At 64.8% G+C, this 13,714-nt stretch carries 10 protein-coding genes; all 10 read right to left on the reverse strand.

The genetic code is table 11. The features are described 5' to 3' along the window. The coding region (ligA, locus tag JOZ76_RS07145) for an NAD-dependent DNA ligase LigA (protein ID WP_291697923.1) at positions 1-1,565 on the reverse strand (1,565 nt) is incomplete at its 3' end. Positions 1,566-1,668: 103 nt separating this feature from the next. Next, a complete protein-coding gene (recN, locus tag JOZ76_RS07150) occupies positions 1,669-3,342 on the reverse strand; it encodes a DNA repair protein RecN (RefSeq protein ID WP_291697924.1) in 1,674 nt (557 codons plus the stop codon). A 270-nt stretch (positions 3,343-3,612) separates the two neighbouring features. Continuing rightward, positions 3,613-4,503: an outer membrane protein assembly factor BamD gene (locus JOZ76_RS07155; RefSeq protein WP_291697925.1), complete on the reverse strand. Its 891-nt coding sequence runs from the start codon at positions 4,501-4,503 to the stop codon at positions 3,613-3,615. A gap of 359 nt (positions 4,504-4,862) precedes the next feature. After that, positions 4,863-5,822: a UDP-3-O-acyl-N-acetylglucosamine deacetylase gene (gene lpxC, locus JOZ76_RS07160; RefSeq protein ID WP_291697926.1), complete on the reverse strand. Its 960-nt coding sequence runs from the start codon at positions 5,820-5,822 to the stop codon at positions 4,863-4,865. Positions 5,823-6,170: 348 nt separating this feature from the next. After that, entirely contained in the window at positions 6,171-7,991 is a 1,821-nt protein-coding gene (ftsZ, locus tag JOZ76_RS07165; RefSeq protein ID WP_291697927.1) for a cell division protein FtsZ, read from the reverse strand. 87 nt (positions 7,992-8,078) lie between these two features. After that, positions 8,079-9,398, reverse strand: coding sequence for a cell division protein FtsA (gene ftsA / locus JOZ76_RS07170; protein ID WP_291697928.1), 1,320 nt, complete (start codon positions 9,396-9,398; stop codon positions 8,079-8,081). Then, complete coding sequence (locus JOZ76_RS07175) at positions 9,395-10,393, reverse strand: cell division protein FtsQ/DivIB (RefSeq protein WP_291697929.1); 999 nt, start codon at positions 10,391-10,393, stop codon at positions 9,395-9,397. Before JOZ76_RS07175 ends, ftsA begins: the two co-directional genes overlap by 4 nt. A gap of 315 nt (positions 10,394-10,708) precedes the next feature. After that, a complete protein-coding gene (locus tag JOZ76_RS07180; RefSeq protein ID WP_291697930.1) occupies positions 10,709-11,701 on the reverse strand; it encodes a D-alanine--D-alanine ligase family protein in 993 nt (330 codons plus the stop codon). Between the two features lie 132 nt (positions 11,702-11,833). Beyond that, positions 11,834-12,757 (reverse strand): UDP-N-acetylmuramate dehydrogenase, encoded by a 924-nt coding sequence (gene murB / locus JOZ76_RS07185; RefSeq protein WP_291697931.1) that lies wholly within the window; start codon positions 12,755-12,757, stop codon positions 11,834-11,836. A 1-nt stretch (position 12,758) separates the two neighbouring features. Further along, positions 12,759-13,714: UDP-N-acetylmuramate--L-alanine ligase (locus tag JOZ76_RS07190; RefSeq protein ID WP_291697932.1), on the reverse strand; the 956-nt coding region annotated here is incomplete at its 5' end.

Consider the following 13,714-nt stretch of genomic DNA (forward strand, 5'->3'; position numbering starts at 1 on the left):
TTGTTGTTGCGCTTTTGCAGCGTGAAGATGTCGGCGGGCTCCTTTACCCAACCCTCGTCGAAGAAGTATTGCAGCTGCTTCTCGCCGAGGCCGTCGATGTCGAACGCCCTTCGTGACACGAACAGCTTCAGATGCTCGATCTTCTGATACGGACAGGCGAACTCGCCGCTGCAGCGGGCGCGGGAGCCCTCCTCGCCGGTCGCGGTCTCCTCGCGCACCACATCGGTGTGCAGCGGGCACGGGCACTTCTTCGGGAAGTGAAACTCCTTGGCGCCCTTCGGCCGCTTGTCGACCAAGACATCGACCACTTGCGGGATCACGTCACCGGCGCGCTGGATCACCACGGTGTCGCCGATGCGGATATCGCGGCCCTCGCGCAGCTGTTCGCCGCCGCCGCCGATGCCCTTGATGTAGTCCTCATTGTGCAGCGTCACGTTCTGCACGATGACGCCGCCGACCCCGACCGGTTCGAGCTTGCCGACCGGGGTGAACGAGCCGGTGCGGCCGACCTGGATCTCGATGTCGCGCAGCACGGTCATGGCGCGCTCGGCCGGAAATTTGTGCGCAATGGCCCAGCGCGGCGTGCGCGAGACGAAGCCAAGCCGCTCCTGCCAGTCGATGCGGTCGACCTTGTAGACGACGCCGTCGATGTCGTAGTCGAGCTCGGCGCGCTGCTCCTCGATGCTGTGGTGGAACGCGATCAGTTCATCGACCGAGCGACAGAGCTTTGTCAGCGGATTGGTATGGAAGCCGCAGCGCTCGAACCAGTGGATCATGCCGGTTTGAGTTGCTTCAGGCATCTCGCTCATCTCGCCCCAGGCATAGGCAAAAAAGCCGAGCGGCCGCGACGCGGTGATCGACGAATCCTTCTGCCGCAGCGAGCCCGCGGCCGAATTGCGCGGATTGGCGAAGATGGTGCCGCCTTCAGCCTTCTGCCGCTCGTTCAGCGCCAGAAATGCCTTCTTGGTCATATAGACCTCGCCGCGCACCTCGCAGATTTCAGGCACGTTGCGGCCCTTGAGCTTCTGCGGCACGTCCTTCAGCGTGCGGATGTTGGCGGTGACGTCCTCGCCCTCGGCGCCGTCGCCGCGGGTCGCCGCCGTCACCAGTTCGCCGCCTTCGTAGCGCAGCGACATCGACAGCCCGTCGATCTTTGGTTCGGCAGAAAACGCGATCTCCTCGTCCTTCAGCTTGAGAAACCGCTCGATGCGGCCGACGAAATCGCGCACGTGCTCCTCGGCAAATGCGTTGTCGAGCGAGAGCATCGGCAGGGCATGGCGGACTTTCTTGAACTTGCCGGAGGGCACTGCGCCGACCTTCTGCGACGGCGACTCGGCGCTGACGAATTCGGGAAACCGCGCCTCGATCGCGTTGAAGCGCTGGCGCAGCGCGTCATATGCGGCGTCCGTGATCTTCGGCGCGTCTTCCTGGTGATAGAGCCGATCGTTGGTCTCGATCTCGAGCGCAAGCCGCTTGTGCTCCACCTTGGCCTGCGCCTTGGTGAGGTCGGCAACTGCGGGAAGCGGCTTCGCTGCTTTTGCTGGCTTGTTTGCGGTCTTGGCCATGACGCTTGAATACAGCGAAGGGAGCACGGATGAAAGATGGCGGCAATTCGCCAGACGGCGCCCCCACCCCGGCCCTCCCCCGCACGCGGGGGAGGGAGAAGAGCTACGCCGTGGCGGCGCGCAAGAGCCGCTCGGCGGCGGCGCGGGCTTCGGCGGTGATCTCGGCGCCGGCGAGCATGCGGGCGATTTCCTCGCGGCGATGCTCGGCGGCGAGCATGTTGACGCGGGTCGCGACCCGCTTGCCCTTGTCGAGCGTGTCTTTGGAAATCAGAAGATGCTGGTCGGCGCGGGCCGCGACCTGCGGCGCATGCGTCACCGCCATGACCTGCACCTGGCCCGCGAGCCGTGCCAGCCGCGCCCCGATGGCGTCCGCGACCGCGCCACCCACGCCGGTGTCGATCTCGTCGAACACCAGCGTCGGCGCCGAGCCGCGATCCGACAGCACGACCTTCAGCGCCAGCAGGAAGCGCGACAACTCGCCGCCGGAAGCGACCTTCATCAGCGGGCCCGGCCTGGTGCCCGGATTGGTCTGCACCCAGAACTCGACCCGATCGATCCCTTGGGGCCCTGGCGCGGCCGCGTCGGTGACGATCTCCGTCATGAACCTCGCGCGGTCGAGTTTGAGCGGCGCGAGCTCCGCATTGACCGCCCTGTTGAGCTTGTCCGCGGCCTTCTTGCGCGCTGCGGAGAGCTTTTCGGCCGCCGCGGCATAGCGGCGATCGGCCTCGCCCGCCGCCGCCTCCAACACCTTGAGCTGCTCGGCGCCGGCATCGATCAGGGCGACGTCGGAGGCATACTTTGCGGCCAGGGCCGCGAGCCCGTCGACCGCGGTCGAATATTTGCGTGAGGCGGCGCGGAGCGCGAACAGCCGCTCCTCGATCCGTTCGAGCTCGGCCGGATCGAAATCGGTGGCCGCGAGTGCCCGGGCGAGATGCTGGTCCGCCTCCTCCAGCGCGTTGATCGCCGTGTCGATCGCCCGCACCGCCGGTTCGACCAGGGCCGGCGAACTGGCCCCGCGGCGTTCGAGCCGGCGCACCGCGGCCGACAGGGCCGCCACCGGCGAGTGATCGCCGCCGATTTCCTCCTGCGCCTCGCGCAGGTCGGTCGCGATCTTCTCGCCCTGCATCATGGCAGTGCGGCGTTCGGCAAGCTTGGTCTCCTCGCCGTCCTGCGGCGCGAGCGCCTTCAGCTCGTCGGAGGCGTGGCGCAGGTAATCCGCCTCGCGCGCGGCACGCTCCATGCCGGCGCGATGCGCGTCCAGCGCCGCATTGGCGCCGCGCCGCGCCTCCCAGAGCTCGCTCAGGGCCGCGACCTCCTTCTCCAGCCCTGCGAACGCGTCGAGCAACTGGCGGTGAGTGGCGGCATCGACCAGCGCGCGCTCGTCATGCTGGCCATGGATCTCGACCAGCGCCGCGCCGACCGCCCGCAGCGTCTGCGCGCTGATCGCCTGGTCGTTGATGAAGGCGCGGGTGCGGCCATCGGCAAACTGCACGCGGCGCAGGATCATCTCGCCGGTATCGTCGAGACCATTGTCTGTGAGGATCGAAGACGCCGGATGGGTTTTCGGCACGTCGAACACGGCCGTGACCTGCCCCTGCTCCGCGCCATGGCGGACGAGACCCGCGTCGCCACGGCCGCCGAGCGCCAGCGCAAAGGCATCGAGCAGGATGGATTTGCCCGCGCCGGTCTCGCCGGTCAGCACGGCAAGACCCCGGGAGAACTCGATATCGAGCCGTTCGATCAGGACGATGTCGCGGATCGACAAACGCGCCAGCATGCCAAAGAATGTCCCCGTGTACGGATGGGCAAAGTCGAACCTTCGCCCGCTCCGTCAGACCGATGAGTTCTGAATCAGCAACGCCAGAATAGTGGATCGCGGGCGCCCTTTCGATGCCAAAATTGGCGCCAATCGCGGCCGGAAGCCAATCGTCACGCCTGCGCTAGCGCTGCCCAGGTGATTCCGTCATTCCGAGGCATCGCGCAACGATAAACCCGGAATCTCGAAATTCCGGGTTCGACGCTTCGCATCGTCCGGGACAAGCTGCCGTTAGCCGAGGCCGAGCTTCTTGAAGGCCCGCGAAATATAGGAGCCCTTGTTCTCCTCCGGCTCATAGCCGCCGGACTTCACGAGATTGTACGTGTCCTTGTACCATTTGCTGTCGGGAAAATTATGCCCGAGCACGGCGGCCGCGGTCTGCGCCTCGCCAACCTGGCCGATCGACATGTAGGCTTCGGTCAGGCGCGCCAATGCCTCCTCGACATGGCGCGTGGTCTGATATTGCGTGACCACGGTCTTGAAGCGGTTGATGGCCGCGATGTAGTTGCGCTGCTGCAAATAGTAGCGGCCGATATCCATCTCCTTGCCGGCGAGCTGGTCGCGCGCGCCTTCCATCTTGGCCTTGGCGCTGACGGCATATTCGGAGTTCGGATATTTGCGCACCACCTCTTCGAGCGCGGCGATCGCCTTTTCGGTCCGCCCCTGGTCGCGGCTGATGTCCGGAATCTGATCGTAATGCGACGCCGCGATCAGGTACTGCGCATAGGCCGCGTCGGGACTGCCGGGATGCAGCGTGACGTAGCGGCTGGCCGCACCGATGCAGCTGTCATAGTCGCCCTGATTGTAGAACGCATAGGCCGACATCAGGAGCGATTTGCGAGCCCAGTCGGAATAGGGATGCTGGCGGTCGACCTCCTCGAACTTCTTGGAGGCTGCCTTGTTATCGTGCCGCTCATTCATCAGGTACAAGCCCTCATTGTAGAGCTTGTCCGCCGGCTCCTCGTTGAAGGTGTCGTCCTTCGCCATGAACTTGTCCCAGAGCGCGCCGGTGCCGCAGCCGCTCAAGGGAATCGCAAGCGCAACCAGCGATGCAGCAAGCCTCAGCCGTCTGGTGCTGACGAAGAGGCCGCGCAGCCTGCGCGTCAAATTCTGTCCTGACATGAGCCTTTCAAACCCGTCGCCTGCCGCGCGGTCCACGACTTTATGTGTCGTGGACGCGCTGATTGCCCTGGCCTTGGCAGCTGAAGCGCAATGGCTATCGCGCTTCACGTTGTTCTTGAGCATGATCTTTCGGGAAAACCGCTGCGCACTTTGCGCTAACGCGGCCCTCCGGGTCCGGATCATGCTTCAACGCAGCCAGGGCCTATGTAGCCGAAAAAACTCCGTTAACCAACCACATAGGCAGGCAATTCGCCCGGATTAAGGCACCTCGATCCGTCTCTTCACGGACCAGTTTGGGGAAAAAAAGCGCGATTTCACAATGCTTCAACGGCACGCGCAATTCGAAACAGAAACAACCATCAGGACACGTCCGGCCCAAAGGCCGGGGCGACCATGCCCCCGACCATGCCGCTGCCGAGTTCGGCGTGGCTGCGCACGCGGCGCGCGGTCTCGGCTTCGACCACCCGCCAGGCGGAGCGATCGGCCAGCAGCGAGGTCAGCACGGCGTGGTTGAGCTTGTGGCCACCACGGACCGAACGATAGGCGCCGAGCAGCGGCAGACCGGCCAGCGCGAGATCGCCGATGGCGTCCAAAACCTTGTGACGGGCACATTCGTCCGCAAAGCGCAGGCCTTCGGGATTGAGCAGGCGCGTCTCGTCGAACACGACCGTGTTCTCGAACGAGGCGCCGAGCGAGAAGCCGGCGCTCCACAGCCTGGCCACATCGCTCATGCAACCGAAGGTGCGGGCGCGGGATACCTCCCGGCGGAACGTCTCGGGGCTGAGATCAAGCGCGTAGATCTGGCGACCAATCTGCGGGTTGGTGAAATTGATTTCGATCTCGGCGCGAAACCCGGAGGCGTAGGGGCGCAACTCGCCGAACGAATCGCCCATCGCCACCTGCACAGGCTTCAAGACCTGGATGAAGCGGCGCGACGCGGACTGGCTGACAATTCCGGCCTGATCGATGGCGGAGACGAACGCGGCGGCGCTGCCATCCATGATCGGAACTTCGGGGCCGTCGATCTCGATCATCGCATTGTCGATACCCATGCCACGCAGGGCCGCCAGCACATGCTCCGCCGTCGACACCACCGGACCGTTGCGGTCGCCGAGCACCGTCGCGAGCTGCGTCGCAACCACGGCGTCGGCCTTGGCATGAACTTCGCGGTCGCGTCCATCAGTGCCGCTGCGGACAAAAATAAAACCGGCATCAACCGGTGCAGGTCCAATGGTGAGGCTGACAGGTGTAGCGGTGTGGACGCCCACACCGGTAACGGTGGCTTGCGCACGAAGCGTTGTCTGCCGACCAAATTTCATCCGAGAACCGCCCACGAAACCAGCTTAAGTCTTGGATCGGCCAATCCCCGCGGCCGACTCAGGCTCAAGCTCCCCAAGTCACGTCAGAACCTTAGTCAGAGCCCCGAACAGCTCAACTCACGCTTCTTTACGGATTGTTACCCTATCTCTGCCGCAATCGCGCCAAAGGTCGACCAAATTCTGCAACTGACGCGAGTAATCCACAGCTTGTCACCGAACCCTACATAAAACGATTAATCATTTAAAATCAGTGATTTGAGAAAAAAGACCAGAAAAATTACGGGCCAAAAGCAAAGGTCCCGGCGCCGGGCGCCGGGACCTTTTCCACAGTCTCCATTGTAACAATTCTCAGTTCGACTGCCGGCGCAGGAATGCCGGGATATCCAAATGATCGTCACCCTGTGGCGCCGGCGCCACAGGCGCCGGGCGGCCATGGTTATCAAGGCCCTGCGGAGCCGGACGGCGGGCATATTCCGATACCGGCTCATTGGCCGCGATCTGCTGGGCGACGGTGCGCTGCGGCTTCCGATCCGGCAGCGGCGGCATGGCCGGCATCGCGGGCATGGCAGGACCGGACGCGCGGCCAGCCACCGGAGGCTCGGTCTCTTCATCGCGACGGCCGAGACCAACATTGGCGAGTCGCTGCAGCAGCGACAGGCGGCCCTTCTGCGGATGCTCCTCCTCGGGCTCACCGCGGGCCTGGCGAATCTCGGCCTGGGCCGGCATCGGCAGGTCCTCGAACTTCGGCATGCGCGGGGCGCGCACCGGCGGCCGCTCGGCGAGTTGCGGAATGAACGTTTCCGGCGGCGTGGTGGGCTCGGCCAACTCGGGACGCGGCGTCTCGGGATCGGGGAACAGCGAGGGCTTTTGGGCGATCGGCCGCACCGTGACGTCGCCATAGGAGACGGGCTGAGCGGCAGCGGCTGACGCAGCAGGCGCCTCGGGCGAGACGGCGGCGGCAATCGCCGCCAGCGCCGCGCGCTCGATATTGACGCTGGGGCGCGGCTGCTGCGGAGCTGTGGCCGGCATCGGCTGGGCCTCGAGCTTGGCAGCCCGCTCGGCAAGGCGCTGGTTGTCTGCACGCAGCCGCGCCGTCAGATCAGCAAGGCGGCTTTCCGACGTGCCGCCGGCGGTGCTTGGCGTGGCAGCAGGTGCTGTAGGCGCGGACGGGGCCGATGACGCGGTCACGGCGCGGGCGATGGCCGCCTGCTCGATGCCGGTGGCGACGACCGAGACGCGAATCACGCCGTCGAGCGCTTCATCGAAGGTGGCGCCGACGATGATGTTGGCGTCCTGGTCGACCTCTTCGCGGATCCGCGTCGCGGCCTCGTCGACCTCGAACAGCGTCAGATCCTTGCCGCCGGTGATGGAGATCAAGAGACCACGCGCGCCCTTCATCGAGGAATCGTCGATCAGCGGGTTGGCGATCGCGGCCTCGGCCGCGGTCAACGCGCGCTTGTCGCCGGAGGCCTCGCCGGTGCCCATCATCGCCTTGCCCATCTCCCTCATCACCGCCCTCACGTCGGCGAAGTCGAGGTTGATCAGGCCTTCCTTGACCATCAGGTCGGTGATGCAGGCAACGCCCGAATACAGCACCTGGTCGGCCATCGCGAAGGCGTCGGCAAAAGTGGTCTTCTCGTTGGCGACCCGGAACAGATTCTGGTTCGGGATGATCAGCAGCGTGTCGACCACCTTGTGCAGCTCGGCGATGCCGGCCTCCGCGGTGCGCATGCGGCGCGCACCCTCGAAATGAAACGGCTTTGTGACGACGCCGACCGTGAGGATGCCCAGGTCCCGCGCATGCTTGGCGATCACCGGCGCCGCACCGGTGCCGGTGCCGCCGCCCATGCCGGCGGTCACGAACACCATGTTGGCACCCGAGAGATGATCGCGGATCTCATCGAGGACTTCCTGGGCGGCGGCGGCGCCGACCTCGGGCTGCGAGCCCGCGCCCAGCCCCTGGGTCACCTGCGTGCCCATCTGGATGATGCGCGGCGCCTTCGACATGGTCAGCGCCTGGGCATCGGTGTTGGCGACGACGAAATCGACGCCCTGAAGCCCCGCGGTGATCATGTTGTTGACGGCGTTGCCGCCCGCGCCGCCGACGCCAAACACGGTGATCCGCGGCTTCAGCTCGTGGATGTCAGGAGGGGTGATGTTGACTGCCATGGGTGCCTCTCGATTACGCGAGCGTGGGTTCGCCCCGGCCGCCGGGCGCGGGAGATGTTGAAATTCGTAGGGAATGGAAACGGGTCATCAGAAGCCCTCGCGAAGCCATCGTCCAACCTTTCCGAAATAGCCGCCGTCGGTCCCTGTTCCGAGCTGCCGCGTATGCCGCGGTTCGACATGTTCGAGCTGAGCGTATTGCGGATAGACCAGCAGCCCGGTGGGGACCGCGAACGACGCAGTCTTCGCCTCACTGGGCAGCCGGCCGAAGCCGAGCGGCCGGCCGATGCGCACCGGACGGCCGAGAGTCTGGGTTGCGAGTTCAACGAGGCCGGTAAGTTGCGAGGCCCCGCCGCTCAAGACGACCTGCCCCCTGGGCTCCGCTGCAAAGGGAGAATCCGCAAGCCGGTCCCGGACCATTTCAAAAATCTCCTCCGCACGGTGGCGGACGATATTGGCAATCGTGGCCTGTGATACGATCTGGGGTACATCCTGCCCATCCCCCGCCGGTACGGACATCAGCTCACGCGCGTCGGACCCGCCGGTCAACACGGTGCCATATAACGTCTTGATTCGCTCTGCATCCGCAATGCATACGCTCAAGCCACGTGCAAGGTCCATGGTGATGTGCGCTCCGCCGACCGCAAAACCGCTGGCGTGCACGAAACGCCCACCTGAGTAGATCGCCATCGTCGTGGTGCCCGCGCCCATCTCGACAACAGCGGCGCCGAGATCGGCCTCGTCATCGGTCAGGACCGAGAGGCCGGCAAGATACGGGCTCGCCGCCATGGCTTCGACATTGAGATGGCAGCGCTCGACAACCAGCATCAGATTGCGCACCACCGTCGCGTCGGCCGTGACCACTTGCATGTCGACGCCGAACTGCCGTGCCACCATGCCCCTGGCATCGCGAATGCCCTTCACCCCATCCAGCGTGTAGCCGACTGGCAGTGCATGCAGCACGGTGCGGCCCTCGCCGGTGGCGTGGCGCATGCCAGTCGAGGTGACCCGGGTCACATCCGCTTGCGTGACAGTGCCGCCGCGCACGTCGGCTGCGGCCTCGATCAATTGTCCCATTGGCCGTCCGCCGGCGACCGAGACCAGCACCGACTCGACCCGCACCTTGGCCATGCGCTCGGCCAGCGACACCGCCTGCCGAACCGCCTGTTCGCACTCGGCCATGTCGACCACGGCGCCGGCCTTGACGCCACGTGACTGGATCTGGCTGTAGCCGATCAGCTCGGCGGCATGACTGCGGCCGCGCAGCGCACCGTTCGCCGGACACGGCCGGAGCCGCGCGATCATGCAGGCGATCTTGCTGGTGCCGATGTCGAGCGAGGCTGCGAGCGCAATGCGCCGCGAGGGCGTCGGGCGCGTCTTGGGAGCCTGGGCGTTATTGAGGCCGCTCATGCGTCACCGGCCTTCTTCTTGGGCTTCTTGTCCTTGAACAGGTCCTCGCGGGCTTTTGCCGCGTCATCGGACAGCTGCACAGTCAGGCGGTCCGGCAGACGCATGTCGACTGCGACGATGTCGCGAGAGAACAAATGATCTTCCTGGTCGAGCCGGCTCAGTTCGGCGAGCGCCTTGTCGAGGTCGTGTTCCGGCAGGCGGATGTCGAGCCCATCCTTGAGCCGCAAATTCCAGCGCCGTTCGCCGACGAAGACTGCGGCCTTGGTCGCCTCGCGAACCTGCGGATAGCGCGCCAGCAGCGCGAGGAAGTCGCGGGCGCGAGATTCGGCGCCCTTGCCGACCACGAGCGGCAGCGTGATGAAACGGCGCGAGACATAAGGCTCCAGCACCGCGCCGTCATCCGCGATCACCGCGAGGTGGCCGTCCTGCTGCCACAGCGCGAATGCCTTGCGCTCGACGATGTCGATCTGCAGCTGGCCGGGATAGAATTTCTGCACCGTGGCATCCGCGATCCACGGATTGGCTTTCAGTCGGCCGCGCACCGCACCGGCATCGAGGAACAGCAGCGACGAACGCCCGGTGACGCCGCCGATCGCCAGGATTTCGTCCTGGCTGAGCTGCTTGCGGCCCTTGATTGCAACCGCGGTGATGCGGAAGCCGGCCGAATTGGCGAGCGCGTTGCGGGTATCGCTGAAGGCCACGGTCAGATCGTCGAGATGACCACCCTTGACGACGCCGAAACCGGCGCTGCCGAGCAGCATCAGAACGGTCGCAGCGACCCCGACCCGCTGCGGCAGATAGCGCTCAATCTGCGTGACGAAGCGCGGCGGCGGCTTTCGTTCCGCCACTCTGGCTGGCGCGCTTCCCGATCGTCTGGCGGGGCGCGTGCGCGACCATCCCAGCCGCTCGCGCAGCAGGATCACGGCGCCAAGGGCGGCCGCCTTGAGGTCAGCTTTGGGCCTCAGCGTCGCAGCGAGGCGTCCTGCACCATCCATTGCACCAGCTCGTCAGTCAAAATGTCGTCCCGCAGCAAGCTTGCGGGGCTCCACGGAACCGGTGACGTTCTGAGCTTGCCGGACGGTGTCGACGGTGGTCGAAGCGGAAAATCCGCAAGGAGGTCGCGCCCGGCAAGCCCAGCGCCACATGCGCCGCCGGCGTTAACCTTCGGACGTCCTGGTAAACAAAAGGTAAAACTGGTGCGGATGCGGGATTTTTTCTCCCGCCTTTTGAGGAGTTTGAGCCAAATTTTTAAGTATTTTACCGGTGTCCCATTGGGCGATACCGGAACATGGTACCACTCTTCCGCCCTGCTACTTCCGCGTTCGCCGCTCGGCCAGCACGATTTGTTGTTGCAGAAAATCGGCAAAACCGATGCCCTGGGCCTTGAGCGCCTTCGGATAAAGCGAAGCCTTGGTCAGTCCCGGCAAGGTATTGGTTTCGAGATAGATGATGCCCTTTTCCGAGACGACGAAATCGGACCGCGAATAACCGGTGCACGACAACGCGCGATGCGCCCTGATCGCGTTCTCCTGGAGGGCGGCGGTGACCTCCGGCGCGAAGCGGCCCGGGCAGATCTCCTGCGTCGCCTTGGCGATGTACTTTGCGTGATAATCGAACACGCCCTCGGCAGGGACGATTTCGATCGGCGGCAATGAAAGGATCGCGCCGTCCGGCTGCTCCAGCACCCCGCAGGTCGCCTCGATGCCTGCGATGAATGGCTCGATCAAATAGCCTTCACTCTTGGCCGCGGTATGCACAGCGACGAGATCCTGTTTCGCGTTGACGAAGATCAGCCCGTAGCTCGAACCGTCATGCGTGGGCTTTGCAATCAGCCGGCCATGTTCGGCGAGCGCCTCCTCGATGTCGGCGAGCGCGACGCCCACAGGCGCCTTCACGCCGGCGATCGCGACGAAGCGCTTGGCCGCGACCTTGTCGAAGGCGAGGTTCGAGGACGCCGAACCTGAGCCAGTGAAAGGAATGCCGCGGATTTCGCAGGCGGCCTGGAGTTCGCCATTCTCCGCGCGTCCCCCATGCAGGCCGAGCACCAGCAGGCGATCATCGGCTCTGGCCTGATCCAGCGCGTCCTCGATCGTGCGCGCAATGCCACGGCCGTCGGGCTTGAAATCATGCTCGAACGGCCGGGTATGCGCGGTCAAGGTTTTAGCTTGCGTCGCATGAACGCTGTCATCGGCGTCCCAGAACCACAGGTCGGCGTCGGGCAGCGCCTCACAAAGCGCCTGCGCCGAGGCGACCGACACCAGCCGCTCCTTGTTGGTCCCGCCAAACAGAATGGTGATTCGCATCGTCTCGTTTCTTTCGTCATTCCGGGGCGATGCGAAGCATCGGACCCGGAATCTCGCGCCACACCTCTGGATTCTCAGGTGCGCAATTGCGCACCATAGTTCGCTCACTGACGCTCGCGCCCCGGAATGACTCTAACCTGGAATCCCGATCCGCTTGATTTCCCACTGCAGCTCGATTCCCGACGTTTCCTTCACCCGCGCGCGAACGGTCTCGCCCAGCGTCTCGATATCATGCCCGGTCGCATTGCCGGTATTGATCAAAAAATTGCAATGCATCTCGGAGACCTGCGCGCCACCGACGCGGAGGCCGCGGCAGCCGGCGGCATCGATCAGCTTCCAGGCGCTGTTGCCGGGCGGATTCTTGAAGGTCGAGCCGCCGGTCTTGTCGCGGATCGGCTGTGCGGTCTCGCGGTGGGTCTGGACCTCGTTCATCCGTGCGCGGATCGACTCGGGCGCAGCCGCCGTGCCGCGAAAGCGCGCCGAGGTGAAGATGATGCCGGGATCAATGCCGCTCGCGCGATAGACGAACTTCATGTCAGCGTTGGTGAGGATATGCTTGTTGCCGGCGCGGTCGATGCCGACCGCGTCGATCAGCACGTCCTTGGTCTCCGCGCCATTGGCGCCGGCATTCATGCGCAGTGCGCCGCCGACGGTGCCGGGAATGCCGAAAAAAAATTCCAGATCCGAAAGGCTTGCAGCGGCGGCAACTTCGGCAACGCGCTTGTCGAGAACAGCGGTTCCCGCGCTGATGATGTCATCTTCGGCCGTCGCTTCACCAAACCCGCGCGGCGAGAGGCGGATCACCACGCCCAAAACGCCGCCGTCGCGCACGATCAGATTGGAGCCGACGCCGACCACCGTAACGGCAAGCTCGCCCGGTAGGTTCTTCAGGAAATAAGCGAGGTCATCCTCGTCCGCCGGCGTGAACAAGACCTGCGCGCAACCTCCAACGCGGAACCAAGTCAAAGGCGCGAGGCTCTCATTCGCCAGCAATCGCCCGCGCAAATCCGGCATCGCGGCTTTCAGTTCGGGCGTGATGTCGGGAAAGGTCGCCACGTTATCCCAGCGCCTTCAATTCGGCGGGCAGCGCATAGGCCCATTGGGTGATGCTGCCGGCGCCGAGGCAGACGACGAGATCGCCGGAATGCGCCAGGTTCTTGACGATGCCGGCAAGCTCGGCGGGCTTTTGCAGCGGCACCACCTCGCGATGGCCATGGGCGCGAAGCCCCTGCACGAAATGGTCGCGGTCGATGCCGTCGATCGGCGCCTCGCCGGCCGCATAGACCTCGGCGACAACGACGGCGTCGGCATCGTTGAAGCAGGAGCAAAATTCCTCGAACAATGACTGCAGCCGCGTATAGCGATGCGGCTGCACCACTGCGATGATCTTGCCGTTGGTCGATCCGCGCGCCGCCTTCAGCACGGCGGCGATCTCGACGGGGTGGTGGCCATAATCGTCGATCACGGTGATGCCGCCCGCTTCGCCGGTGCGGCTGAAGCGCCGCTTGACCCCGCCGAACGTTGCCATCGCGTGACGAATCGCGTCATCGGAGGCGCCGAGCGCGTGCGCAACCGCAATCGCCGCCGTGGCATTCAACGCATTGTGTTGTCCCGGCATCGGCAGCATGATGTCGGCGATCTCGTGCCTGGTATCGGTCTTGTGATCGCGAATCAGAATCGAAAATTTCGAGCCGCCGCCGATCGGCGTCAGCCCGATCAGCCGCGCATCGGCCTCGCGGTTTTCGCCATAGGTGATGATGCGGCGATCCTCGATTTTGCCGACCAGTGTCTGCACGACAGGATGATCAGTGCACATCACAGCAAAGCCGTAGAACGGCACGTTCTCGATGAAATTGCGGAACGCCTCCTGGATTGCCTCAAATGTCTTGAAGTGATCGAGATGCTCGGGGTCGATATTGGTGACGATGACGACATCGGCTGGCAGTTTCAAGAACGTGCCGTCGCTCTCGTCGGCTTCAACGACCATCCAGTCGCCGGCGCCGAGCCGCGCAT

This window comes from Bradyrhizobium sp. (assembly GCF_019244115.1).
Classification (GTDB): Bacteria; Pseudomonadota; Alphaproteobacteria; order Rhizobiales; family Xanthobacteraceae; genus Bradyrhizobium.

Excerpts from the sequence above, each read along its gene's own strand:
- ftsZ (WP_291697927.1), bottom strand. The coding sequence starts at position 7,991 with ATGGCAGTCAACATCACCCCTCCTGACATCCACGAGCTGAAGCCGCGG.
- JOZ76_RS07180 (WP_291697930.1), bottom strand. The coding sequence starts at position 11,701 with ATGCGAATCACCATTCTGTTTGGCGGGACCAACAAGGAGCGGCTGGTG.
- recN (WP_291697924.1), bottom strand. The coding sequence starts at position 3,342 with ATGCTGGCGCGTTTGTCGATCCGCGACATCGTCCTGATCGAACGGCTC.
- lpxC (WP_291697926.1), bottom strand. The coding sequence starts at position 5,822 with ATGAAATTTGGTCGGCAGACAACGCTTCGTGCGCAAGCCACCGTTACC.
- JOZ76_RS07155 (WP_291697925.1), bottom strand. The coding sequence starts at position 4,503 with ATGTCAGGACAGAATTTGACGCGCAGGCTGCGCGGCCTCTTCGTCAGC.
- ftsA (WP_291697928.1), bottom strand. The coding sequence starts at position 9,398 with ATGAGCGGCCTCAATAACGCCCAGGCTCCCAAGACGCGCCCGACGCCC.
- JOZ76_RS07175 (WP_291697929.1), bottom strand. The coding sequence starts at position 10,393 with ATGGATGGTGCAGGACGCCTCGCTGCGACGCTGAGGCCCAAAGCTGAC.